The sequence below is a fragment of the Chryseobacterium sp. KBW03 genome, assembly GCF_003852415.1.
Taxonomy (GTDB): domain Bacteria; phylum Bacteroidota; class Bacteroidia; order Flavobacteriales; family Weeksellaceae; genus Chryseobacterium; species Chryseobacterium viscerum.
This window is the reverse complement of sequence record NZ_QAJO01000015.1, coordinates 82,420-105,431: the sequence shown is the minus strand read 5'-3', so window position 1 is coordinate 105,431 and position 23,012 is coordinate 82,420. Positions and strand designations below refer to the sequence as shown.

The 23,012-nt window shown below is 36.0% G+C and carries 25 protein-coding genes and 1 tRNA gene; 8 read left to right on the top strand and 18 right to left on the bottom strand.

What is annotated here, in order from left to right; genetic code table 11:
• Window positions 1-24: 24 nt before the first annotated feature.
• The 4 genes from DBR39_RS23380 (at window position 25) to DBR39_RS23365 (ending at window position 5,524) form a co-directional block, all read left to right on the top strand.
• Window positions 25-1,539, top strand: coding sequence for a thioredoxin domain-containing protein (locus DBR39_RS23380; RefSeq protein WP_124537079.1), 1,515 nt, complete (start codon window positions 25-27; stop codon window positions 1,537-1,539).
• A 190-nt stretch (window positions 1,540-1,729) separates the two neighbouring features.
• Complete coding sequence (locus DBR39_RS23375; RefSeq protein ID WP_124537078.1) at window positions 1,730-3,925, top strand: peptidase domain-containing ABC transporter; 2,196 nt, start codon at window positions 1,730-1,732, stop codon at window positions 3,923-3,925.
• 60 nt (window positions 3,926-3,985) lie between these two features.
• Entirely contained in the window at window positions 3,986-4,180 is a 195-nt protein-coding gene (locus DBR39_RS23370; protein ID WP_124537077.1) for a hypothetical protein, read from the top strand.
• A gap of 45 nt (window positions 4,181-4,225) precedes the next feature.
• On the top strand, window positions 4,226-5,524 hold the full coding sequence (locus tag DBR39_RS23365; RefSeq protein WP_185147252.1) for an HlyD family secretion protein: 1,299 nt from the start codon (window positions 4,226-4,228) through the stop codon (window positions 5,522-5,524).
• Window positions 5,525-5,943: 419 nt separating this feature from the next.
• On the opposite strand, the gene DBR39_RS23360 is transcribed toward DBR39_RS23365, so the two are convergent.
• The 7 genes from DBR39_RS23360 to greA all read right to left on the bottom strand — a co-directional run bounded on the left by DBR39_RS23360 (window position 5,944) and on the right by greA (window position 11,861).
• Window positions 5,944-6,017: transfer RNA gene (locus DBR39_RS23360), tRNA-Met, on the bottom strand.
• A gap of 44 nt (window positions 6,018-6,061) precedes the next feature.
• Window positions 6,062-7,354, bottom strand: a complete 1,293-nt coding sequence (locus DBR39_RS23355; protein WP_124537075.1) for a TlpA family protein disulfide reductase — start codon at window positions 7,352-7,354, stop codon at window positions 6,062-6,064.
• A 61-nt stretch (window positions 7,355-7,415) separates the two neighbouring features.
• On the bottom strand, window positions 7,416-7,628 hold the full coding sequence (locus tag DBR39_RS23350; protein ID WP_124537074.1) for a signal peptidase: 213 nt from the start codon (window positions 7,626-7,628) through the stop codon (window positions 7,416-7,418).
• 5 nt (window positions 7,629-7,633) lie between these two features.
• Complete coding sequence (locus DBR39_RS23345) at window positions 7,634-9,616, bottom strand: T9SS type A sorting domain-containing protein (protein WP_124537073.1); 1,983 nt, start codon at window positions 9,614-9,616, stop codon at window positions 7,634-7,636.
• A 75-nt stretch (window positions 9,617-9,691) separates the two neighbouring features.
• Window positions 9,692-10,879 (bottom strand): ATP-dependent Clp protease ATP-binding subunit ClpX, encoded by a 1,188-nt coding sequence (gene clpX / locus DBR39_RS23340; protein ID WP_124537072.1) that lies wholly within the window; start codon window positions 10,877-10,879, stop codon window positions 9,692-9,694.
• Between the two features lie 71 nt (window positions 10,880-10,950).
• Window positions 10,951-11,340 carry an HIT family protein gene (locus DBR39_RS23335; protein ID WP_103232365.1) on the bottom strand — a complete coding sequence of 130 codons (390 nt, stop codon included), beginning with the start codon at window positions 11,338-11,340 and terminating at the stop codon, window positions 10,951-10,953.
• 50 nt (window positions 11,341-11,390) lie between these two features.
• On the bottom strand, window positions 11,391-11,861 hold the full coding sequence (gene greA / locus DBR39_RS23330) for a transcription elongation factor GreA (protein WP_103232366.1): 471 nt from the start codon (window positions 11,859-11,861) through the stop codon (window positions 11,391-11,393).
• 109 nt (window positions 11,862-11,970) lie between these two features.
• Between greA and DBR39_RS23325 the strand changes: the two genes are divergently transcribed.
• From DBR39_RS23325 to DBR39_RS23310, 4 genes are all read left to right on the top strand, one after another.
• The gene (locus DBR39_RS23325) at window positions 11,971-12,426 is read left to right on the top strand and encodes a hypothetical protein (RefSeq protein WP_124537071.1); all 456 of its coding nucleotides are present in this window, start codon (window positions 11,971-11,973) and stop codon (window positions 12,424-12,426) included.
• 8 nt (window positions 12,427-12,434) lie between these two features.
• Window positions 12,435-12,884, top strand: coding sequence for a D-aminoacyl-tRNA deacylase (gene dtd / locus DBR39_RS23320; RefSeq protein ID WP_124537070.1), 450 nt, complete (start codon window positions 12,435-12,437; stop codon window positions 12,882-12,884).
• Between the two features lie 9 nt (window positions 12,885-12,893).
• A complete protein-coding gene (locus DBR39_RS23315) occupies window positions 12,894-13,490 on the top strand; it encodes a hypothetical protein (protein ID WP_124537069.1) in 597 nt (198 codons plus the stop codon).
• 288 nt (window positions 13,491-13,778) lie between these two features.
• Entirely contained in the window at window positions 13,779-15,437 is a 1,659-nt protein-coding gene (locus DBR39_RS23310; protein WP_124537068.1) for a S8 family peptidase, read from the top strand.
• An 86-nt stretch (window positions 15,438-15,523) separates the two neighbouring features.
• On the opposite strand, the gene DBR39_RS23305 is transcribed toward DBR39_RS23310, so the two are convergent.
• From DBR39_RS23305 to DBR39_RS23255, 11 genes are all read right to left on the bottom strand, one after another.
• Window positions 15,524-16,036: a hypothetical protein gene (locus DBR39_RS23305; protein WP_103232372.1), complete on the bottom strand. Its 513-nt coding sequence runs from the start codon at window positions 16,034-16,036 to the stop codon at window positions 15,524-15,526.
• 60 nt (window positions 16,037-16,096) lie between these two features.
• Window positions 16,097-16,636: a hypothetical protein gene (locus DBR39_RS23300; RefSeq protein ID WP_124537067.1), complete on the bottom strand. Its 540-nt coding sequence runs from the start codon at window positions 16,634-16,636 to the stop codon at window positions 16,097-16,099.
• 71 nt (window positions 16,637-16,707) lie between these two features.
• A complete protein-coding gene (locus tag DBR39_RS23295; RefSeq protein ID WP_124537066.1) occupies window positions 16,708-17,397 on the bottom strand; it encodes a DUF1361 domain-containing protein in 690 nt (229 codons plus the stop codon).
• A 6-nt stretch (window positions 17,398-17,403) separates the two neighbouring features.
• Window positions 17,404-18,774 carry a DUF4173 domain-containing protein gene (locus tag DBR39_RS23290; protein WP_124537065.1) on the bottom strand — a complete coding sequence of 457 codons (1,371 nt, stop codon included), beginning with the start codon at window positions 18,772-18,774 and terminating at the stop codon, window positions 17,404-17,406.
• A 59-nt stretch (window positions 18,775-18,833) separates the two neighbouring features.
• Window positions 18,834-19,130, bottom strand: a complete 297-nt coding sequence (locus DBR39_RS23285) for a hypothetical protein (protein WP_124537064.1) — start codon at window positions 19,128-19,130, stop codon at window positions 18,834-18,836.
• An 8-nt stretch (window positions 19,131-19,138) separates the two neighbouring features.
• Entirely contained in the window at window positions 19,139-19,624 is a 486-nt protein-coding gene (locus tag DBR39_RS23280; RefSeq protein ID WP_124537063.1) for a Coq4 family protein, read from the bottom strand.
• Between the two features lie 12 nt (window positions 19,625-19,636).
• Window positions 19,637-19,933 carry a hypothetical protein gene (locus DBR39_RS23275; RefSeq protein ID WP_124537062.1) on the bottom strand — a complete coding sequence of 99 codons (297 nt, stop codon included), beginning with the start codon at window positions 19,931-19,933 and terminating at the stop codon, window positions 19,637-19,639.
• Between the two features lie 32 nt (window positions 19,934-19,965).
• On the bottom strand, window positions 19,966-20,256 hold the full coding sequence (locus tag DBR39_RS23270; protein ID WP_124537061.1) for a hypothetical protein: 291 nt from the start codon (window positions 20,254-20,256) through the stop codon (window positions 19,966-19,968).
• Window positions 20,257-20,321: 65 nt separating this feature from the next.
• Window positions 20,322-20,612 (bottom strand): winged helix-turn-helix domain-containing protein, encoded by a 291-nt coding sequence (locus DBR39_RS23265; protein WP_109739256.1) that lies wholly within the window; start codon window positions 20,610-20,612, stop codon window positions 20,322-20,324.
• 100 nt (window positions 20,613-20,712) lie between these two features.
• Complete coding sequence (locus DBR39_RS23260) at window positions 20,713-21,330, bottom strand: hypothetical protein (protein WP_124537060.1); 618 nt, start codon at window positions 21,328-21,330, stop codon at window positions 20,713-20,715.
• A gap of 173 nt (window positions 21,331-21,503) precedes the next feature.
• On the bottom strand, window positions 21,504-23,009 hold the full coding sequence (locus DBR39_RS23255) for a RagB/SusD family nutrient uptake outer membrane protein (RefSeq protein ID WP_124537059.1): 1,506 nt from the start codon (window positions 23,007-23,009) through the stop codon (window positions 21,504-21,506).
• Window positions 23,010-23,012: the final 3 nt, after the last annotated feature.

Below are 23,012 nucleotides of genomic sequence, written 5' to 3'. Positions count from 1 at the left end.
TGTATTTTAGATAAAAATATTAACATGATTTTTGACAAACTAATTAACCACTTAAAACTCGATAAACAGGAATTCATTTTCCAGTTCAACTCACATCCCAATTACCCATCTGCACTTGCTTTTAGTGACACACTCAACTTTATGGGGGTAAAAAATGATGCTTATGAACTTGACAAGGAGTATTGGGATGAGCTTCCGGAAGAATTTATTGCAATTGTTGAAAATTCATTTTCTCTGGTAAAAAAGTCAGGAAGCAACTATTCAGTATATTCAGAAAAGGCAAAAACTTTGGGTAAAGAAGAGCTTTATACCAAATCAACAGACTTTGTGCTTTTGTTTGAAAAAACGGAGAACGCAGAAAGCAAAACAGCTTTCAATTTCAAACCTGTCCTTTATTTGATTTTCGCTGCTGTTCTGGCCTATTCTTTTATAAGCCAAACGATCTATGAAGCCCTGTTCAATCTTCTTTCTTTAGCCGGTGTATATATTTCACTGGAAATTTTCAATCAGAAATTCGGAAATACATCCACTGTAATTGGGAGTATATGTGGTGGCGGAGGTGCTGCTGCCAGCCAAACAGCCAATTCATGTGATAAAATTATAAAACAGGATAAAACAAGTATTTTAGGATTAAAGTTTTCAGACTTTTCTCTGATTTATTTTGCCGGACTTGCTGTATTGGGTCTGTTTTTACCCGCAACAGCTTATATTGTAAAAGGATTTACTTTTGTCTCTGTACTTGCCATAGGATATTCTTTATACATCCAGGCATTTGTGGAAAAAACATTTTGTAGAGTTTGTCTCTTGATTATTTCAATCCTTGTAGGACAGTTGGTCATCAGCAGTTTATTGTTCGAGAATTTCTCTTTCAGTATTGGAACACTTTTATTGACTGTTATTCTATGGGCGCTTGTTTTCTCTTCTATTATTTATTTTAATACTTTGCTTGAGCAAAAAGAAACGCTTCAGAAATCGAATGCTAAAAACCTTAGATTTAAAAGAAATTATGAGCTTTTCAAAAATCAAATGGAGCAGAATCAAAAAATAGAATTCCAGGATACTGAAACTTTCGCCGTTGGGAAAAAAGATGCTAAACTTCGTATTTCCATCGTTTCAAATCCATATTGTGGTTTCTGTAAAGATGCTCATAAGCTTGCAGAAGGTCTTTTGGAGAAATATCCGGATAACATCTCTTTACAGATGAGATTCAACTACAGCCCGGAAAGAGCTCAAGAAAAATACACCGGGCTTATTTCAGACTTAACTTATATTTATCATAACAAACCTGAAAAAGAATTTTTACATGCTGTAGAAGAATGGTTTGAAACAAAGGATGAAAGCAAAATCAATGCTCTTTCCGGAGGAAATGTAACATCGGAAAACCTGAATCCACTGGTAGAGATGTCTAAGGAAAACAGTAACGCGGGATTAAGCTTTACTCCTATCTTTATCATCAACGGATACCAGTTCCCCGACAAGTATGATCGTGAAGACATTTTGTTCTTTATTGATGAATTAATTGAAGATGATGAGATTTAGTAAATAAATCTTATGCATTCAAAAATTTCACTATCTTAGGAAAAACAAAATAACCATCTGAAAAGGTGTAAAAGAGTAGAAAAGCGGTGATAAATGGACCTATTTCCGGTTCACCATTTCATTGAATTATAATTGAATTAAAGTAAAAATGTCGTCATTTATTGACGGCATTTTATAATGAGTATTAGTTTTGAAAAAAAAATTTCCTTTTTATAAGCAGCCAGATACCAAAGACTGCGGTCCTACCTGTCTCAGGATCGTAAGTAAACATTATGGTAAAAGTATATCCCTGCAACAGATTCGTAATCTCTCCGAAACCACACGTGAAGGAAGCAGCCTTCTTGGGCTGAGTGATGCTGCAGAAAACCTGGGATTCCGATCAATGGGAGTCCAAATTGACTTCAACACCCTCACAGAAGAGGTTCCATTCCCTTGTATTGCACACTGGAATAAAAATCACTTTGTTGTCGTTTATAAAATTGATAAAAACAATAAGGTATATATTTCAGATCCCAGTTATGGGCTGATCACCTATACGCGTGAAGAATTTATCAAATCCTGGATCGGAGAAAATGCCAATGAGAAAACAGAAGAAGGAATTATCCTTATTCTTGAAACAACTCCTGCATTCTTCCAAACTGAATTTGATGCGGAAGAGAGCAAAGCCAGCTTTACTTTCCTTTCCAAATACCTTCTAAAGTATAAAACACTTGTTGTACAGCTTGCTGTAGGACTTTTGGGAGGAAGTTTATTATCGCTGATATTCCCGTTTCTTACCCAAAGTATTGTAGACGTCGGGATACAGAATCAGGATATTAACTTTATCTATGTGGTTTTACTTGCGCAGATCATGTTGTTCCTGGGAAGAATGGGTATTGAAACCATTCGAAGCTGGATTCTTCTTCACCTTTCGGCAAGAATTAATATTTCGATCATTTCCGATTTCTTTATCAAATTGATGAAGCTTCCAATAAGTTTCTTTGACACGAGAATGACCGGAGATATCATGCAGAGAATAAATGACCACCATAGAATTGAGCAGCTTCTTACAAGCTCATCTCTAAATACATTATTTTCATTGGTGAATCTTATCATTTTCAGTATTGTACTTCTGTTTTATGATTACAGATTATTCATTGTTTATCTTGTAGGAGCGATATTGTATATCGGCTGGATCAGCTTCTTTTTGAAAAAAAGAAAAGAGCTTGACTATAAAAGATTCTCTCAGGTATCTCAGGAACAGAGTAAGGTGATCGAGCTTATCAACGGGATGCAGGAAATCAAAATGCATAACGCTGAAAAGCAGAAAAGATGGGACTGGGAATTTCTTCAGGTAAAATTATTCAAAATCCGAATAAAATCGCTTTCACTAGAGCAATGGCAATCTGTGGGAGGAAATTTTATCAACCAGATGAAAGATATCCTGGTGAGTTTCCTTTCAGCAAAACTGGTTTTAAGTGGAAATCTTACCTTAGGGATGATGCTTTCTGTACAATATATCATTGGACAGCTGAACAGCCCTCTTCTCCAGCTTATCGACTTTATCAAACAGACACAGGATGCTAAGATTTCCCTTGAAAGATTGGGGGAAATTCATGACAAAGATGATGAAGAAGATAAGAATGAACAATACGTCACAGACTTTCCAAAAAAAGACATAGAGATCAAAGACATGTCATTCAGATATATAGGTTCTGATGTTCCCGTTTTTGAAAACTTAAACCTTACCATACCTTATCAGCAGACGACTGCAATTGTAGGCGCCAGCGGAAGTGGAAAAACAACTCTGCTGAAACTCTTGATGAAGTTCTATGATCCTGACAAGGGGGAGATCAGAATTGGAAGCACCAATATGAAAAATATTTCTCCAAGAAACTGGAGAGATCATTGTGGAGTGGTAATGCAGGAAGGATATGTATTCAATGACACTATTGCCAATAATATTGCAGTAGGTGAAGATCATATTGATAAACAAAAACTAAGACGTGCCGTAGAAATTGCCAACATCAAAGAATTTATAGAAAGTCTTCCACTAAGCTATAATACAAAGATTGGAAATGAAGGTGTAGGAGTCAGCGGTGGCCAAAAACAAAGGCTGTTTATTGCAAGAGCAGTATACAAATCACCTGAATACATTTTGTTTGATGAAGCAACCTCTGCACTGGATGCCAATAATGAGAAAGTGATCATGGAAAATCTTGAGCAGTTCTTCAAAGGAAAAACTGCTGTAGTTATTGCCCACAGGCTTTCCACAGTAAGACATGCTGATAAAATCATTGTGCTGGATCAAGGAAAAGTAGTGGAAGAAGGAAGCCATGCTGATTTGGTAGATTTAAGGGGAGAATATTACAGACTTGTAAGAAATCAGCTTGAATTGGGAAGCTAACCAACATACAGCGGAATCCGAAAAGCTTACAGAGTAGGAAAAATAAAAACTAATTTAATCATGAAAAATCTAAAAAAACTTTCGAGAAAAGATCTGACATTTGTCAGCGGAGGTGTAGTTATTCCGGACAACAACTGCTGTGGTTCTTGGTGTCTTGGCAGTTGGATGCCATGCCGTCTCCACCATATTGCATGTCCACCGGATGCAGATACTTCACCACCATCATGGTATGACGGGAATTGCCCATTTAATTAAATTATATTCCCCCTGAAATATTGGGGGAAATTTTACTACATAACAATGAAAGAAGACGTTTTAGACAATATTGAACTCCGCTCAGAAAGCGTACAGGATATTCTTACCCAGCCTCCTCATTGGATGATCCGTTGGGGGAATACCGTTATATTTATTATCCTCCTGCTCATTCTATTAATGAGCTACATTATAAAATATCCGGAGTTTGTGCCAGCTCCTATTATTGTAACTTCTCAGAATCCTCCAGAGAAAATAGAAGCAAGAACAAGTTCAAAAATTGAAAAAATATTTATAAAAGATCATCAGGAAGTTAAAAAAAATGATGTACTGATGGTCATGCAGTCTGCAGCCAACTATAAAGATATTTTAGAGTTGAAAAAACTGGTAGACTCTATTACTCCTGATAAATTATACGCCTTCCCTATTGCCCAGACATCAAGTTTTAAATTAGGCGAATTACAGGGTGAATACAACAGTTTTGCCAAGGCATTTCAGGATGAGGCCCTATTTACAAGATTGCAGCCTTATGCTCCGGAAAATCTGGCAGCCAATCAGAGTATTTCTGAATACAGGATAAGAATAGCTACCTTAAAACAACAGAAAAATCTTGAATCTATAAAATATGATCTGACGAGGAAAAACTTCAACAGATCTCAGGAACTTTTTAATCAAGGTGTTATTTCAGCAATGGAACTTGAGAATGAAAAGATCAAATTTCTTCAGGCTCAGCAAAATCTTGAAAATCTTAAAATTTCCATATCACAAATGGATGAAGGTATTTCCAACCTTAATAAAACAAAAAGTGGAACTGCCATTAACACAGAAAAGGACAAAATCACATACTCTTCACAAACTTTACAGCTCCTTGAACAGCTGAGAAAGTCTCTAAAGCAATGGGAACTGAATTACCTTGTCATCTCATCTACTGATGGTGTTGCCAGTTTTCAACAGTTTTTTGGCGAGAATCAGTTCGTAAAGTCAGGGGAGCCCATCCTTTCTATTCTTCCTAAAAATAAAGAACAGTTAGTAGGCAGAATGTCCGTTCCAACGGTCAATTCAGGAAAAATAATTCCGGGTGAAAAAGTACTGATTAAGCTCGACAATTACCGATTCCAGGAATACGGTATTATCGAAGGAAAAGTGCAGAACATCTCTCTTATTCCTGATGAAAAAGGAAATTATTATGTAGATGTGATTTTACCAAAAGGATTAAAAACAAGCTACAACAAAACGCTTACTTTTGATAAAGAACTGAGAGGAAGTGCAGAGATCGTAACACAAGATCTGCGACTGATTGAAAGATTCTTCTATCAGATTAGAAAGCTACTTGGATACCAGGTCTGATAAAGAACCTGTACAAAAAATAAAAAGCCGTTTTGCAGATTGTAAAACGGCTTTTTTATGATGTCTTAAGAAGCATTCACCCAAGGCTCTTTTAGGGAAAAACGATCACCATTACATACATCTGTTTTAGAGATCAATTATTCGCTTTATCTGACTAAACAAGAGTGTGAATCAAAATAAAAAAGTTCTTTCAAAAAAAGCCTATGAGAAAGCAAATAAAAGGAACATATTAATTTCCCTTTATTATAAAACTATAAGTACTATGGTCAAAAGAGGTATAGACTTGAAATCCCTCAATTTTCTCTTGGAAAGTCAGAATCTATAAAAAAAGAAAATTTTTTGGAGAAATTAGAAGATAATGTTTTTGACTATTCTAAAAATAAAAACCGCAATCATTAATCAATGATTGCGGTTTATCGTAGCGAAGACGGGAATTGAACCCGTGACCTCAGGGTTATGAATCCTGCGCTCTAACCAACTGAGCTACCTCGCCTTTTTGGTGGTGCAAATATAGAAAATATTTCTTTACCTCCAAAATTATTTTAGCTTAAAATATTCCAAAACATCCCCAACATGGTCTGGTTTACTGATTATCTTATTGTTAGCATCTAAAATAAAATACGTCGGAGTTGCATGAATATTGTACAAATCAGTGTAGCTACTGTTCCAGCCTCTCAATTCTGAATCATTCACCCAAGGAAAAGCAGCAATTTTTTTAGAATAAGAATTTTTATCAACATCCAGGGATAGCCCAATAACCTGAATATTTTTTGATTTAAGGTCATTGTATTTTTCCAGAAGTTTCGGAAGTTCGCTTTCACAGTGCGAACATGTAGATGACCAGAAAACAACAACCTTCTTATCTGCTTTTATATCGTATAATGACTTTGCAGTGGTATTTACAGGTGACTGGAATTTATAATTAGGAAAAGCAGCCCCCATTTCAATGTTCGCATTCGATTTCAATGTAGAAGCAAGCCTGTCTGTAATTGTACATTTAAGGTTCTTGGCAAGGGAAAGATATTTACTCTTGTATTCATCCATCTCATAAACATCAAAGATGTCGATCAGTTCTGATAATACAGTCTGTCCTCTTGGAGTTTCCACTTTCAAACGATCTAATAGTTTATCAACAGAAGCTGTAACATTAGTATTACCACCTGAGTTCAGATAATTAACTAATACAGGTCTCAATAATGATGAGCTCTCAAGCATATCACCTGATTTATCCAAAAAGTTGATTATTTCTTCCTGATCTACTTTTTTGGTTGTATCCGCTGAATTGGATAAGAACTTACTATAATTCGTATTATAATATGTAATAAACGGATGCTGTGCTGCATCAATAGAACTAGAACTACCAGAAAGTCTGTCAATCTCAGTTTTCAAAGCTTTTCCGAAGTCTGTGTTATCTTTATAATACTCTTTGATCTGAGATAAAGCCGGCAGGATAAGCTCTTTCTTTTGTGATCCCTCCTGCTGCTTGCTCATCAGAGCATTAGCTTCGTCCAGATAAGTAACATCTTTAACCTTATTATTCTGGATATCCAGCTTAAAGTTGACATTTTTATTTTCAGAAATAAAGCTTACTGTATTATTAGAAACCGGGAAATAGACTTTCATCATTCCCATGTAGTTGCTTGGGTATTTAAAGGTCCATGTATTATTCTTACTTTGTTCTTTAGTAACAATAATATCTTTCGAGCCGTTTAATGTATATAGAATAGCATCCTGATCTTTAAAATCTGCCGGAGTCTGAATTGTAACCGTAAATTGAGCCTGTAGAGCAAATGCGGCCAAAACAGCAGATAGCGTATAAATCTTTTTCATAGAGTAAAAATAAAAAAACTCTCTGACTAATCAGAGAGTTTAATATTATTTTAATAAAATTTTATGCTTTTACGCTTTTATACTTTTTTGTAAAGTAAACAACAAATCCAATTGCTACAATACCAAGTACATATACATACATATCAATGGGTGAGGCAAGTGATCCGGTACCATTTCCTCCGTTTCCTCCTCCGCTTGGCGGTGGTGGAGCTGCATTTGCTAAAGATATAACAAATAGAAAAAAGGCCAATACTAGTTTATTAATAGTCTTCATGTGGTTTATTTTAAGATTTTAGTGTTAACAGTTTCTCCCTTATCTGAAACGATTTTTACAACATATGAATTTTTAACTGAGCCATCAAGCTCGATTACAAAATCTCTGGATGTTTCAACCGCTTTTTTAGAGATTACCAGTTTACCGCTCATATCATAAACTTGAATATCTGCTTTTTTCCATTTTGGATCAAATCTTACAATGTAATTTGTAATAGATGGATCATACACTACAAGTGTTCTTGAAGCATTAGCTTTATTATCTACTGCTAAAGTAATATTACTTGGTTCTCCATAGTACAAATTAGCTTCCTCATTTGTTACAGGAACAATATCTCCTTGTTTAGCTTCTATTAAATTGCCATTTTCTGCTTTATAATAGAAACCAATTCCTGAAGATAACTGGTGTGCACCAGCTGGAATTAACTCAGTGTTTTCTCTGATCTCGAATTTATAAGACTTCACCTGGTCGTAATAGCTCATTAGCTTAACATTCTTACCCTGGAAGTTATTCTCATTAGCTTCGTTAATATATAACCAATAGTTTTGATTATTAGTATCATACCCGCCATTCAATGCTTCTTCATAAGTACCGATAAGGTTTTTACCGGCTGAAGCCTGAACCGAAGTTGCAGCAGAAATCTGGTGTCCTGTTGTTAATCCTGGAGAAACAACATAGTATGTTCTGGAAAGTTCTTTTCCATTAGCATCTAGTCCAATCACCCCAAGCTGTTTTACAGTATTCGTTACAGATTTCACATTAGCATTTCTAGCAGCATTCACATTATAATCAGTACCTGATGTTCTTGCTGTTGACTTAAATCTTCTCAGTGTATTAAAATTTAAAGTTTGAAGTGAATTATCTCTTAACTTTATTTTAAACGACTGCATAGGTTTGATAACCATTTTATCTAAGTTCACATCCCCAACTGCCGGAGCAACTCCATCACCTGTAGCTATATAAGTAACTACCTGAGCTCCTGTAGCATAAGTAGAACCATTTGGTAGAGTAACCACTGTACCCGGGTTATATTCAATACCCCAGATATTCTTCACAGCATTTCCATCAGTTGTTGTACCACCTTCAGTATATCCAATATTAGCTAAATCTATATTGGTAAGGAAAGGGTTTCCGAATTGATACCAGTTTTGACCAAATGTTCCAGACCATGGGGTTAGAGTAAACTCAAAACTGTCATCAAGATAAGTATTGTACTTCTCGTTGTATTGGTTTACAGCATTACCATTAGCTCCAAACACTACGTTAGAAGCACCTAAATTAGATTTCCCTCCATTCTGCAATGTTATAACACCAGCATATGGTGCATATGGTTTACCATTAATATTGAATACAGTCGCTGCACCTGCAGGAGTACTTGGATTCCAGTCGTTATTTTTAACCTTAAGCATATAATAACCTGAAGCATCCCAAGTAGTCGAGGTAGGAGCTAGATTCAAAGTGGTAATAGAAACAGCATTAGCATTATCCCATTTAAGAATTGGATTATCATACCTTCCAGTATTGAAAACCTTGCCCACTTCAGTAGATAATGAATTGTAAGCTTTACCAGAGAAAGGCAAAGCAACTTGCTGAAAATAATTACCGCTACCGTTACTTGTAGTTCTGTATTCTTTGGTGACAACACCTGAAATGTTGGATTGGGATAATCCATCAATGTACAACTGACCATACGTGGAAGTAGCAAAAGAAGCAGGAGTGTTAAGTCTTAAGATGATATTTCCACCGTCAGTTTTATCAGCACCGCCAGCATCAATTGTCTTAAAACCATCTGTAGCAGATCCTACAACCATGATATTTCCATGTACGTCCAAAAGACCATTACCTCTTGTCTGTACACCTCCACCGCTATAAACTAGGGTGCCTTCGCTCACATACATATTAGCATTAGTGTCAACATGACATAGTATCTGCGCCTGAACAGAATAACTAATTGCTAAAAGACCTATAGCAAATAAACTTTTTCTCATTGTATAAATTATTTGTGTGTTAATACAATCTTCACCCGCAAAGGTATTATTTTTTTTTCTAAAAAAAAAAAAAAATTATCTATTAATCAAAACATTATCCTCTGTAAGGACAATATCTTTCTCCTCTCCGATTGAAAACATGTAGTCTTCCAAAACTTTTTCAGTAGTGCCTCTTAGTCCTCGGGCACCTAATCCTTTTTCAAGGGTTTCTTCAACAATTTTTTCAATTGCTCCATCCGTAATTGCCAAATTCGTGCCATCCATTTTGAAGAGTTCTACAAATTGGTTCACGATTGAATTTTTAGGTTCCTTCATGATTCTTACCAGCGTCTCTTTTGTGAGTTTATCGAGGTAAGTGATGATTGGAAATCTTCCTAAAAGTTCCGGAATTAATCCGAAAGTACGAAGATCAATTGCATTAATATTTGTTAATACATATTCGTCTTCATCTGTTTTATTAATTTTTTCAGAGCTGAATCCGATTGCCTGTTTGTTCATTCTTCTTTCGATAATCTCTTTGATTCCGTCAAAAGCCCCTCCGGCAATAAATAATATGTTCTGAGTGTTCACCTGAATATATTTTTGATCCGGGTGTTTTCTTCCTCCCTGTGGTGGAACATTCACAATACTTCCTTCCAACAGTTTCAATAATCCCTGCTGTACTCCTTCTCCGGAAACGTCTCTTGTAATACTTGGATTGTCGGATTTTCTTGCAATCTTATCAATCTCATCGATGAAAACAATTCCTTTTTCAGCTTTTTCCACATCGTAATCCGCGACCATCAGAAGTCTGGACAGGATACTTTCAACATCCTCTCCTACATATCCGGCTTCTGTCAAAATAGTAGCATCTACGATACAAAAAGGAACATTAAGTTCTCTCGCGATTGTTTTTGCAAGAAGGGTTTTACCTGTTCCGGTCTCCCCTATCATGATAATATTTGACTTTTCAAGCTCCACCTCTCTGTTTTCGTCCTGAGCGTGAAGTAGTCTCTTGTAGTGATTATATACAGCAATTGAAAGCTGTTTTTTCGCCTGATCCTGGCCAATCACATACTGATCAAGAAATACCTTGATCTCCTTAGGTTTTTTAAGCTCATCCATGTTGTCTGCAGGTGTATGCCCTGTTTTCGATGCACCGTCTTTTACAATAGCATGTGCCTGCTCTATACAATTTTCACAAATAAAACCATTCTGGCCAGAAATCAGCATCTGCACTTCATTTCTTTTTCTGCCACAGAAAGAACATTGGTTTGAGTTCATATGATATAATATATATGTATATGTTATTAAAGAAAATCGTAAAAAATTACTTTTTTACGATTTTCTGTTTTTTAAGAATTAATAATTGAGTTTTGAATCTCTGTATATTCTTCGTTCGTTAATTTTAATCTTTCATTTCTAAAATTCATTTCTTCCACCTTGTTTAAAGGGATGAGATGGATGTGCGCATGAGGGACTTCAAGTCCTACGACCGCCACTCCTACTCTTACACATGGAATTGCAGTTTTGATCTTCTTGGCTACCTCTTGGGCAAATCCCCAAAGGTTTTTGTATTCTTCACTTTCAAGATCAAAAATCAAATCCACTTCTTTTTTCGGAACTACTAAAGTATGTCCCTTCACCAAAGGCATTGCGTCTAAAAATGCAATAAAATTTTCATCTTCTGCAATTGTATAGGAGGGAATTTCGCCATTGATGATTTTTGTGAATATAGTGCTCATTTTATATAGAAGTTGGATATCAGAAGTTAGAAATAGAATATGGTATCAGACTATAAAGAAATGTCTAATACTTCAAAAGATAGTTTGTTCCCGTTGGGTAAAGTAATTTCAGCAGTTTCGCCAATCACTTTTCCTAACAGACCTTTTGCGATAGGAGTGTTTACAGAAATCCTTCCTGTCTTCAGGTCGCTTTCGTTATCCGGTACCAATTTAAATACCTGTTCTTGCTGGGTAGCATTATTTTTAAGTTTCACTGTTGTTAAGATTGAAACTTTTGAAGTATCTAATTGGCTTTCGTCTATAATTTTAGAAGTAGAGACAACGTCTTTCAGCTTAGAAATTCTCATTTCAAGCATCCCCTGAGCCTCTTTAGCCGCGTCGTATTCTGCATTTTCCGACAAATCTCCTTTGTCTCTGGCTTCTGCGATCTGCTGAGTAATTTTTGGTCTTTCCACAGTTTCCAACTGTTCAAGCTCAGCTTTCATTTTCTCTAGGCCCTCCTTAGTTACATAGCTTGCCATAATTTTCAAAATTTAGTTTTAGTATAAAAAAATAATCCGACATTTGCCGGACAATGTTTTCGTGTTGTAATCGTTTAACTTTTACAAATATATAAAAATTTAAATTGAAATGAAAAAAACTTTCTCAATCTTATCTATTTTCAGTTTATTGATTTTCAGTAATTTAACTATAAATTCTTGTGGAAGCAGAGAAGATACAGTGAGCTGCTTTCCCAATACTCCGATCAATGTATCGCTTAATTTAAATCTGCCTGCCTACTATGCTTTGAACAATATCAACGGTTGGATTTACGTCAATGAGCAGCAGTCCGGAACAAGAGGGTTAATCATTGTCCGAACAGCAAACGGATTTAAAGTATATGACAGGAATGCGCCTCATATATGCCCTGATAACAATACAACTCTTGAGGTAAAGGACAATATTGCCATTCTATGCCCTCAGGATAACACAAGATGGATATTAAGTACAGGACAGCCAGAGTCTGGCGCTAAAACATCTCTTCCGCCTAAGACCTATCCTTACAGTTATGATGCGCCAAGCAAAACGTTGAATGTTTACTATTAGAATATAAAATGAAGATCGTTATACAAAGAGTCTCTGAAGCGAGTGTAAAAGTAGAGGGAAAAACAGTGGGTGAAGTCGGAAAGGGACTCATGCTGCTTGTAGGTGTAGATGAAAATGATGAAAAAGCAGATGCAGATTGGCTTGTACAGAAGGTTTTAAATCTAAGAATCTTTGGAGATGAAGAGGGAAAACTGAATCTTTCTGTGAAGGATATTTCAGGAGAAATCCTTTGCATCAGCCAGTTTACATTAATTGCAGATTATAAAAAAGGTAACCGTCCTTCTTTCATAAAGGCGGCAAAACCTGATAAGGCTGTACCTCTTTTTGATTACTTTAAAGAAGAAATAGCTAAGTCAGGATTAAAGACAGAAAGTGGAATTTTCGGAGCCGATATGAAAGTATCCCTGATTAATGACGGACCTGTCACGATTGTAATGGATTCTATTACCAAAAACTAATTCAGAGAGATGAAGAACAAAAAGATAGTCATTGCTTATCTGGCGGTGACTTTAATTTTTCTGTTTGGGATCGTATTAAGCCTGAACCATTACAGTTTTGCCGGATATTATATTGATAAAATAATTAGCTGGCTTTGGCTGGTAATGACTATTTTTATCATCATCTGGTTCTGGAAGAAAAAAATAATCAAAGTATATTTTGGTCTTTTGATATCGGGAATTATTCTGAGTATTCTTCCGATGATGATGCCTTTTTTTGGTATGCTTCTTTATTTCTCTACCATTGGGTGTGAACAGCGAGTTAAGCTGGATGACACTTACAGAATAGAAAGAGGCCGGCCTGGAGCAATGTCCAGACCGCTCATTACGATTTACAAAAAAGAAGGAATCTTCGAAAAACAAATCTCAAGAATTCCCTATTCAGACGTTATTGAGAAGGTAGTACAATCTTCCCCTGAAACTTATTTAGATGAAAAAGAGCAGTCAATTCAGGAAGCGAAACTCATCAACGCTAACCAGGACAGCATTGGTATTGAATACAAGATTATGAATAAAAAGAAAGTGATTTACCACAAAAATACATTAAACTGGTTTGACGATATATAAAGAATAAACCTGTACCCCTCAACAATACCATTCAGCGATTCTGGATGGTATTTTTTTTGTGATAAACAGAGGGAAATTTAAGATTGAAATACTATTAATATCATTCTTTCAAAGCCTCATCTGTTTTAAAAATCGGTAAGGTTTATTGTCAAAAAACGATGAAATGCCCTACTCATAAGGCAAAGGAAAAAAATTCAATAATAAACTCACAAAAATGTGATTTGTTTTCATTTTATTATTATTTTTGATGTAAATCAGTTTTGATTTACAACCATTTAACAAAATAGTATGAAAACAAAAATCAACCTTCTCGCATTATTTGCGTTCTGCTCTTCTATGTCATTTGGCCAGGACAGCCAAGCCAAAATGGCTAATGATCAAAATTCAGTGATCTATGTATGTTTTTCAAAAGGCATTAATTCAGAGAAAACAGCTTTCAGCAGAAATGCTGATCTGGAGAGATTTTCAAGAGAAAATCATATTTCGTTTAAGTATGATCTGGATTTCACAGACCATAAACTTGATGAAATGGCCAGAAGCAGCAAAGCCATCGGCAACTCCGGAGAATCTGTGGAAAAACTGAAAAGAATTTACAAAGCAGATCTACCTCTTCAAAATCAGGAAGCAGCGCAGAAAATCATTCAGACTCTGGAAAGATTTCCGGAGATAGAATATGTATCTGTGATGAGCGCTACCCCAATAGAACCTCCTTTGGTAAACGCTTTTGTAGCGACACCAGATCTTGAAAGCCTGCAGACTTACCTGAATGACAATCCGGGAATCAATGCAAAATATGCTTGGTCAAGAGGAATCACCGGACAGAATATTCGCGTACGTGATGTAGAATATGGTTTTTACAAAACTCATGAAATGCTGACCAACCAAAATTCTATACAACTTGAACCGGGATATTCTCCGAATGCCGGGTTAGCTAATAATAATTATCGTGACCACGGAACTGCTGTGGTAAGTATTTTAGGTTCCATAAAAGACAATATTGGACTTACAGGAGCGGCTTACAATACTTCTGAAATAAAGGGATATATGGAATGGACCACTGTGGGATACAACAGGGCTTCTGCAGTGAGCAGATCTATAAACGCCTCCCAGGCAGGCGATATTATTTTATATGAAATGCAGACGGGTGGAAAAGACGGACAGTATTGTCCTGCGGAATATGATAAAGTAATCTGGGATCTTACAAAAGCTGCTACTGATTCGGGAATTATTATCATCGCAGCTGCGGGTAATGGAAATCAGAATCTGGATGATCCGTTTTATGCGACATATAATGCAAGAGGAAACAGCGGTGCTATCATTGTAGGAGCTGGATCTCCCAATACAACCCATTCAAAATTAAGTTTCAGTACTTTTGGAAACAGAGTGGATGTTCAGGGCTGGGGAAGCAGTGTTATGGCGGCAGGTTATGGATCTTATGCGAAATATGACAATGACAACAACAGAACTTATAATTATTTCAGTGGTACAAGTTCTGCGACACCGGTAGTATCTTCTGCGGCTATTTTGATTCAATCCTTCTATCGCCAAACTACAGGACAGTATTTGACTCCAACAGCGATGAAGAACCTTTTAATTTCTACAGGGATTCCTCAGGGAGGAACTGTGACGGGTCAGAAGATAGGACCTCTTCCTAATGTAAAGAATGCCATTGTTCAACTGGAGAGTAAATTTGCAACACCTATTAAAACTTTGGCTGCTTTAGAGGTTAAAATTTATCCTAATCCATCAAGCAATTCTATTGCCATTCACAATGCAGAAAACAAAAAAATGGATTTTGAAATCATCAACCTTCAGGGGCGTACCGTGATCAAAAATTCTGTTTTATCTGATGAAAAGATTGATATTTCACAGTTGCCAACCGGACAGTATATTATCAATATCAATGAAGGGCAAAGAAGAGTTGTTGAGAAGTTCACAAAACTCTAATAGACAAACTTTATATACATTTTACTTCACATCAAACCGCCTTTCAGAATTCTGAAAGGCGGTTTTTTCTAAATATTTATTCGGTTTTATTTCGCAGGAACACTGCTGAAATTAAGGGCCACCTTAATATTCATATCTGAAGAGGTTTGATTCTTCAGCTCATAAACCGTTCTTACGGTTAATCCTGAACTTTTCACAATTTCATCCAGGAATCCTGTATCATTCAGATCCAGATTTAAGCTAGAAGAATTAGCAGATATATTGGCACGGGATGCGATCAATCTTTCTCCCGTTCCGTTGGATGAAACGTATATTTTAATGGTTTTGAATGCACTCAGATTTCCTCCTGAAGGAGATGCCACAGAAATTTTGGCATCTGAAATTCTCACATCTTTGATCTTTGCATTATTATTTCCTCCGAACCATGTCTGTACATTGGTAGCGGTTGCAGTGGAAGAAACTTCTTTATCTGCAGGAACGCCTGTAGAAACTAAAACATTCGTTGTGTATGGAAATGTATTCTGAACCAGCGACTGTACGGTTCCGCAACTTACGAGTACGGCTGAGGCAGCTATGGCTGTTAGAACTATATTTTTCATAATATTAAATTTTAAACTTCAGAGTTTAGTTTGCAGAAACTGTACCAAATTGATTTCATCTTATTCTACAGTCACTGTAAAACTTCCCTTGGTATTTCCGGAAGCCATGTTGCTTTTCCCTATAATCAGCCACACCTCACCTTTTCCGGAAGTATCATATGTAATTTCTCTTCCGAAAGGCCCATCATAGTCTCCGTTAGGAAGTTTGATCTGATTGAAACGGATATTGAAATCTTTCTCTTTGGTTGAGATTTTTGCTTTAATATTCGGGCGGTCGTAATGGGTCAGTTTTAAAACCAGTTCCTGATCATCTTTTGTAAATTCTTCTCCCAAAGTAAAAGGAAGCTGATTAGCATCGGCAATTCTTATGATCTGACCTTCTTTTTCATTTCTCATTACGCCTTTGCGCAAAACGTCTTTAGTGGCCGGAGCATTGTTAATAATTGAATCTTTTTTTCTCAATGCAGCGGAATCAGCTTTTACAACAGAGTCCGGCATTTCTGTTACGATTGTAGAATCCTTATCCTGAATTGCTGTCACAGCAGGTTCTTTTTTACAAGCAACAATAATCAAGGGGATTAACAATAAGCATTTTTTCATAATATTAATTTTAAGGATGATCAACATTCATTTGTTGAGCTCATTTAAATGCTAAAATTGTTCCAATTCATTTAAGGATTTATTTTCTCCGGCTGTAATTCTCTTCCATTATTTGTTCCCATCCATTTAAAGGTAAAGTACATAAAGTTCAGCATAATTCCCATCAAGAGAGTAACACCCCATGTTTTGGTATATTCCAGCGGGTAGATAAACCGCACCACAATATCGGAGAAAAGACCAAAAGGATTATTGAGCACATCCCAGCTGTTCCACCTCAGAAATCGTCCCAGATATACTCCAAAGCTGCTCATGAAAAGGAAAAAAATAATCAAACCGTTGATGAAGTTTCTTTTACCATAATAGTCTGAAAGCCGTTGTTCAATATCATTAAGACTGATAAAACCACAGATCAGCCCTGTCCATGCATAAGAGAGAATGACAATCAGATCATACCAGATCGGTATCGTATTCCTAGCCTTCAGGTGAAAAAGATCAGTGAGAATATAAGGTGAATTGGGAAAAAACAAAATCCAGACTATAATAATAAAGATCAGGGAGATTTTACTTTTGATGTTAAAGGCAAGAATAAAAGAGCTTAACAATAAAGGAATCCACGCCAGGAAAAGATTCCAGTTGAGGAATAAAAACACTTTTGTATCACTGATATAGTATCTGAAAGCCGAGAGACTGAAACAGAATATAGTCATCAGTATCAATAATATACTGATTTTAAACCTTGAAGATTCCAGGAATTTTCTCATAGTTGGTTATTTAATGGTCTGATAATACATGATCTTTGAAAGGAAACTCTTGGAAGTTTCCATTTTCACTTTATCCTGTAAAGACTTTTTAAGCTTCTGATCATTTTTTTCATCTGCATATTTCAACAGCGCTTTTTCACTGAAATTGATAGATGTTAAATGATAGTTGACCGCAAAATCTTTTCGCTTTATATTCTGGGAAGTAATAAAACCACCCCAATTAAAGTAACTGCAGACTAAAATGGTTCCATAAAGATACCAGACCATCATATTCACCAGGAATATGTTTCTTTTCCTCTTTTGAATTTTAATAAAGGTTAAAACCAATCCTACTATTGATAAAAGTAAAAAGGCAAAAACACCCAGTCTTTTATAGGTAAATGCGTAATTTACAATATACTCATAGTTTTTAAGAGCTGCAGACAGTACAAGGATGGCATTGAGAAAAATCCAGATTTTGGCTAATATTTTCAGAAGCCCTGCTTTTGGATCAAAATTAAATCCGGATTTAAAGTAAAACATGATCACAAGAATGGCCATTACAATAGACATGATCACTGCATTTACTCTTTCATGCGTTTCTTCTGAAAGCTGAACAGGTGTTTTTACCACTTCATAAAACTGTTCATAATTGTAAGTGATAATGAAGAAGATCAATAAGATATTCAGTAAAACAAAAGATATTACTCCGCTCATTCTTTCAGCATCAAGATCAATGAAAGAGTAGGTAGATTTAGGAGTTTGAGAATCTTTTTGAAAGTCATTATCCAAAAAACAATTGTTTTTATAGATCAGTTTTTCTACGGCATAGTTCCAGTAATTGAAGGCGATAAAGAATCCTAAAACAAAAAGACAGAAGACCTGCCAAAGATTAAGATCCAGCTCATAATCTGTAAAAAGGGCTGCAAAGTGGTTGCTTCCCGCAGAATAGATACCAAAGAAAACCGAAACAAGCACAAGTGGAATCAGAATAAAAGCCAATGCCTTCTGCCACAATCCGGGAACATTCTTTTGAGGAATCCATTTATCGAAATTAAAAAAACGACAGAAGGAAGTACAGCAGTTGACAATAAAAACCGGAACAAGAAGAAGAATTTTCATCCTCCTGTTTTTTGATTTATAACCCAGCAAAAGGAGCGAACTTACCACCGCCAAAAAGGATGAAAAATCTCCATACCAGGCAAAAGCAATACTGGAGAGAATACTTGTTGCAAAAAGGGCATACAGGGTTCCGGTTTTATTTTTTTTCGGAGTTCTGAACAGAGTTAATACTGCATAGACAGTTCCCAGAATTCCAAGGTTCAGCCCTACATCCTGATCGTAAAAGACAATGACAAACAGAATGGCTGTAAGAAATATATAGTGATGTGTTTTCATGATATTTAAAGATTTAAGAATTAAAACATTGAAAGATTTAAGGTGGCCAATTATAGAGGTTAGCAAATATTAAAGAATAAGGTGAGGTATGTAAGAGCAATAGGAATGTTGAGTAACAATAGAAGTACAGAATTTCCTGAACTTTTGTTTTCTGAGATATCATTCAGATATTCCATAAGTTCGTATAAAGTGATCAACAGGTTAATAACCGCAGCAATAACAACATAGTAAAACCCGAATATTATAAGAAATCCTGCCCTTGTAATCCAGAACAAAAGCAATAAACATGTTCCCAGCAAAAAGGAGGTCATGAATGTTTTCTCTCCTAACGAACTGAATTTTATTTTTCCCATCATATCAAGTTTTAATGAATAACAACGGTTTCTTTCTGTTGAATGAAATCCATCACATGCTCAAAATTCTGCCATAGGAGCTCTTCAAAATTCCAGTGATGAAAGGTTCTCATGTTCTGTCCTTTTTTGTAGGCTTTGATATAAATTTTCACATATTCCGGAAGAATAATTGTTCCTAATACGATTGCCGCCAGAAGGTGTGCATTGAGCTTACCATTTCCGAGAAGCAGATACTGCATGGCAATTTCATCTTCGAAGTTGGTTCCACAGCCGGTAATCAGATGGTGTACGTCATGATTTTCCATTTTGGGGATCATAGAAAAACCATGTTTCCTATAAAACTCTCCCAGTTTTCTTCCTAGGGAATCTTCCTGAAATTCCAGCAGTTGTTTTTCGTTGAACTGCCATTGTCTTTTTTTCTTTTTAAAGTATTTTCTGTATAATTTCTGCGTTTTATCGTACACAAAAAGCAGAAACTGAACGCGTATTTTTTTCATATTGTATTTATTTTAGTGTAGACTATTAAGTCCTATGACTGTATAAAGAATAGCAATGGGTATATTGATCAGAAGGATACCAATGGCTTTCAAACATTCATTCAATCTCGATCTGTATACGCAACCATAAATCAATAGTCCCAGTATCACCAGTAAGTTCAAAAATGCTCCAAATATTAGCAGCATATATCCACCTATTGCAAATTCTTCCATTCTTGTTGTCAAATACCCGAGAAGACAAAGGCTTCCTAGTACCAAACACAAAGCAAACAGAGACTTTCCGAAGTATAAAATTTCCGAATCTTTCATAATTATTTAGGATTAATGAATCATTGAAATGATTAGTTTCCTGCAAATGGACTTCCGAAAATCCCTACTGCCAGCTCCATCCATATCAGTACAAGAGCTATCAAAATTAAAATACAGATCAGAACTTTCTGACTTTGCTTTTTAATTTTGTTTCTGACCAGGTTGATAAAAAAAGCTGTTGTAAAGAGTAAAGTTCCTGCTATCAGAAAATCTGAAGCTGACCAGTTTACTTCCTTAGAAAATAAGTTCCCCAGCAATGGAATACACAGTGAAACCAATGGAAGAGCATAAATTGTGAGTGTTTTTTGTTTTTGTGTTATCATTTTATTCATATTTTAACATATAAAGTACTTTGTAATTCAAAGTAAATTTTCAAAAAAATATAGGACTACCGTCCCAATAATTTTTCAAGGCCATCTAAATGTTCAGTAAATGCCTGTCTTCCACTCTGTGTTACGCGGTAAGAGGTTTTAGGCTTCTTCCCAACAAATTCTTTCTTCACTTCGATATATCCTGCCTTCTCCAATGCATTGCTGTGACTGGCCAGATTTCCATCTGTAATTTCGAGCAGGCTTTTCATTTCAGAAAAATCAACCCAGTCGTTGACCATAAGAACAGACATAATGCCCAATCTTACACGGCTTTCGAATTCTTTATTGAGCTGATTTATTTTGATCATTTTACTTTATCTTGTTTATTCAGCAATCACTGCTAAAGGCAACATTTATACTTATTCTACTGATTCCGCTATTCAAAGGCAAAACCATATCCAATTCCCATTACTTATACTTCTTATGCATAATCAATCCATATACGATATGCAAAACGCCGAAACCAATTGCCCAGAACAGCAATCCCCATCCTAAAAAGAATAAAGAAATAAGTCCTAAAATGATCTCAAGATATCCTAAATACTTTATATCCGTTAATGTATAGCGTTCTGCAGCTACCAGAGCCAGTCCGTAAAAAATCAGAGTAGCCGGAGCAATAAAAACGAAAAGATGATGATAAAGAAGCGCCAAACAAAAGACTCCTCCTGCTACCAAAGGCACTGCAAAGGTAATCAAAAGCCGCTTTGTAGTGGCATCCCAGATCTTCAATCCTTTCTTTTTACTTTTATGGGCAGTAAAAATATATCCACTGAAGATAGCAACCACTAAAATAACACCTCCAATCAGTACCAATTCTTTAACTAAGGCCGGTCCAAGAATATTTCTGTCTCCATCAAAATAGCTGATTCCTTCTCTTTGAAAAACAAAATACACATAAATAGCTCCAATAATTGCCGTCAGTCCTGCAACAACTCCTGATAAACCGCTTAAGGAAATAAATCTGGAAGACCGTTCCATCATAGAACGGATATGGGATAAATCTTCGTGATAGTTTTTTGAATCCATAAAAAGAACTTTGAATTACAAAGTTATAATTTATTTTTAATCCACCAATTATTTATTTTAAAATTTGAAAATAATTTTTCATTGAAACCTCATCTCTTATTTACTCATAGAAACAAAAAAAGAGAACCCCGCCAGCAGCCGGGTTCTCTATCATATATTAAAATCTGTACGTGTTATAATGGATTCTGAACAATCAATGGGTTGGCATTGATCTCAGTTCTTGGAATCAGGAATTCCCAGCGTAAATCTGTATTGGCAACGGTCATTACATTATTAGTAACTACAGAAGAATGATTAGCTCCTGTTCTGTCCAAACCTTGATTAAGTCTTTTCAGATCCAAAAATCTGAAACCTTCTCCCCAGAATTCCAGTCTTCTGCTGTTAAGAATTTCTGTGATATATGCCGCTCCTGTTGTAGTAGCACCTGTATAAGAAGGGTTTCTGTTTTTAGCAAATACATTGAAAACTGTTTTCGAACCCGCTTCATCTCCTGATCTTGCCAGAGCTTCTGCTTCTATAAGATACATTTCTGCAGATCTCATATAAGGAACATCTACTCTACTGTCTGCCTGACTCGCAGCAAGAAACTTCTGTCCTGTATATGGGAATTTAGCATAAGTCGAAGGTAATGCAAGTGCTGTATGCGCTCCCGTTGGATCGAAATTTTTAGTTCTTACATCTGTAGATGGGAATGATAAAAATAATTTACTGTTAATTGCTTTTGGAGCCTGACGAATATTGGTTGAATTAAAGTTCCTTGACATATAAGCCCCAAAGTTTGAGAATGAATCTCCCTGGTCTGCGATAATAGTAGCCCCCCACATCCATTCACCAACACCTGCCAAATTATTAAAGCCGGCAGTATAAGTTGCATTATCCATCAAAGCAAACCCTGCACGAGCTGACTGAGCAGCAGTTACAGCGGCAGCATAATTCCCTTGTGTTAATGCGATTCTAGCTTTCAATCCTAAAATTACTTTATCATTAAAGTGCGATTTTGTCGCTCTGGTAACTCCAGCAAGTCTGGTCGCTGCTTCATTAAGATCTTTTCCAATCTGCGTATACACTTCTTCTACGGTATTTCTTGCCAAAGGAATTTCATTGGCAACCAATCTGATAGGAACACCAAGCTGAGTATTATTTGTTCCCGGAACATATCGTTTACCATAAATCTGAACCAACATATAATAACAAAAAGCTCTGAATGCATATGCTTCACCAATGGCAGTTTTAATAGTAGCTGCATCAGCTGCTGTAGGTGCAGGAACTGATGGGCCATTAGCAATCACCAGGTTTGCATTTCTGATCAATGCATAATAAAATTGATAGGGATAAAAATCATTTGAACCACTCTCATTTACCTGATCCTGCCATCTTACTGTTGTAATATACCATCCATTTCCTGTAGATGGGAATACCAGATCATCTGCCAGAGCATCCATCATAATCATGATTCCACCCTGCCCATTCTGACCCTGGCTATCATTCTGTCTGGAATACATATCTCTATGCATCCCATTAACAATCGCCATAAGATTGGCCGCACTTGAATAAGCTGCTTCTTCAGAGGCTGCGGTAGTAGGATCTGTTTCAAGGTAATCACTCTGACATGAAACCATTCCTGTAAAGACTGAAAGAACAACAGCCCATTTTATATATTGTTTTTTGATATTTTTCATTAC

What these genes read in the sequence shown, in the direction of transcription:
- DBR39_RS23345 (WP_124537073.1), bottom strand. Translation starts at nt 9,616, where the DNA reads ATGAGAAAAAGTTTATTTGCTATAGGTCTTTTAGCAATTAGTTATTCT.
- DBR39_RS23295 (WP_124537066.1), bottom strand. Translation starts at nt 17,397, where the DNA reads ATGAGAAAATTCCTGGAATCTTCAAGGTTTAAAATCAGTATATTATTG.
- DBR39_RS23355 (WP_124537075.1), bottom strand. Translation starts at nt 7,354, where the DNA reads ATGAAAAAGATTTATACGCTATCTGCTGTTTTGGCCGCATTTGCTCTA.
- DBR39_RS23315 (WP_124537069.1), top strand. Translation starts at nt 12,894, where the DNA reads ATGAAGAACAAAAAGATAGTCATTGCTTATCTGGCGGTGACTTTAATT.
- dtd (WP_124537070.1), top strand. Translation starts at nt 12,435, where the DNA reads ATGAAGATCGTTATACAAAGAGTCTCTGAAGCGAGTGTAAAAGTAGAG.
- DBR39_RS23305 (WP_103232372.1), bottom strand. Translation starts at nt 16,036, where the DNA reads ATGAAAAATATAGTTCTAACAGCCATAGCTGCCTCAGCCGTACTCGTA.
- DBR39_RS23270 (WP_124537061.1), bottom strand. Translation starts at nt 20,256, where the DNA reads ATGATAACACAAAAACAAAAAACACTCACAATTTATGCTCTTCCATTG.
- DBR39_RS23260 (WP_124537060.1), bottom strand. Translation starts at nt 21,330, where the DNA reads ATGGATTCAAAAAACTATCACGAAGATTTATCCCATATCCGTTCTATG.
- DBR39_RS23365 (WP_185147252.1), top strand. Translation starts at nt 4,226, where the DNA reads ATGAAAGAAGACGTTTTAGACAATATTGAACTCCGCTCAGAAAGCGTA.
- DBR39_RS23280 (WP_124537063.1), bottom strand. Translation starts at nt 19,624, where the DNA reads ATGAAAAAAATACGCGTTCAGTTTCTGCTTTTTGTGTACGATAAAACG.
- DBR39_RS23310 (WP_124537068.1), top strand. Translation starts at nt 13,779, where the DNA reads ATGAAAACAAAAATCAACCTTCTCGCATTATTTGCGTTCTGCTCTTCT.
- DBR39_RS23255 (WP_124537059.1), bottom strand. Translation starts at nt 23,009, where the DNA reads ATGAAAAATATCAAAAAACAATATATAAAATGGGCTGTTGTTCTTTCA.
- DBR39_RS23275 (WP_124537062.1), bottom strand. Translation starts at nt 19,933, where the DNA reads ATGAAAGATTCGGAAATTTTATACTTCGGAAAGTCTCTGTTTGCTTTG.
- greA (WP_103232366.1), bottom strand. Translation starts at nt 11,861, where the DNA reads ATGGCAAGCTATGTAACTAAGGAGGGCCTAGAGAAAATGAAAGCTGAG.
- DBR39_RS23325 (WP_124537071.1), top strand. Translation starts at nt 11,971, where the DNA reads ATGAAAAAAACTTTCTCAATCTTATCTATTTTCAGTTTATTGATTTTC.
- DBR39_RS23350 (WP_124537074.1), bottom strand. Translation starts at nt 7,628, where the DNA reads ATGAAGACTATTAATAAACTAGTATTGGCCTTTTTTCTATTTGTTATA.
- DBR39_RS23290 (WP_124537065.1), bottom strand. Translation starts at nt 18,774, where the DNA reads ATGAAAACACATCACTATATATTTCTTACAGCCATTCTGTTTGTCATT.
- clpX (WP_124537072.1), bottom strand. Translation starts at nt 10,879, where the DNA reads ATGAACTCAAACCAATGTTCTTTCTGTGGCAGAAAAAGAAATGAAGTG.
- DBR39_RS23335 (WP_103232365.1), bottom strand. Translation starts at nt 11,340, where the DNA reads ATGAGCACTATATTCACAAAAATCATCAATGGCGAAATTCCCTCCTAT.
- DBR39_RS23285 (WP_124537064.1), bottom strand. Translation starts at nt 19,130, where the DNA reads ATGATGGGAAAAATAAAATTCAGTTCGTTAGGAGAGAAAACATTCATG.
- DBR39_RS23380 (WP_124537079.1), top strand. Translation starts at nt 25, where the DNA reads ATGATTTTTGACAAACTAATTAACCACTTAAAACTCGATAAACAGGAA.
- DBR39_RS23300 (WP_124537067.1), bottom strand. Translation starts at nt 16,636, where the DNA reads ATGAAAAAATGCTTATTGTTAATCCCCTTGATTATTGTTGCTTGTAAA.
- DBR39_RS23370 (WP_124537077.1), top strand. Translation starts at nt 3,986, where the DNA reads ATGAAAAATCTAAAAAAACTTTCGAGAAAAGATCTGACATTTGTCAGC.
- DBR39_RS23265 (WP_109739256.1), bottom strand. Translation starts at nt 20,612, where the DNA reads ATGATCAAAATAAATCAGCTCAATAAAGAATTCGAAAGCCGTGTAAGA.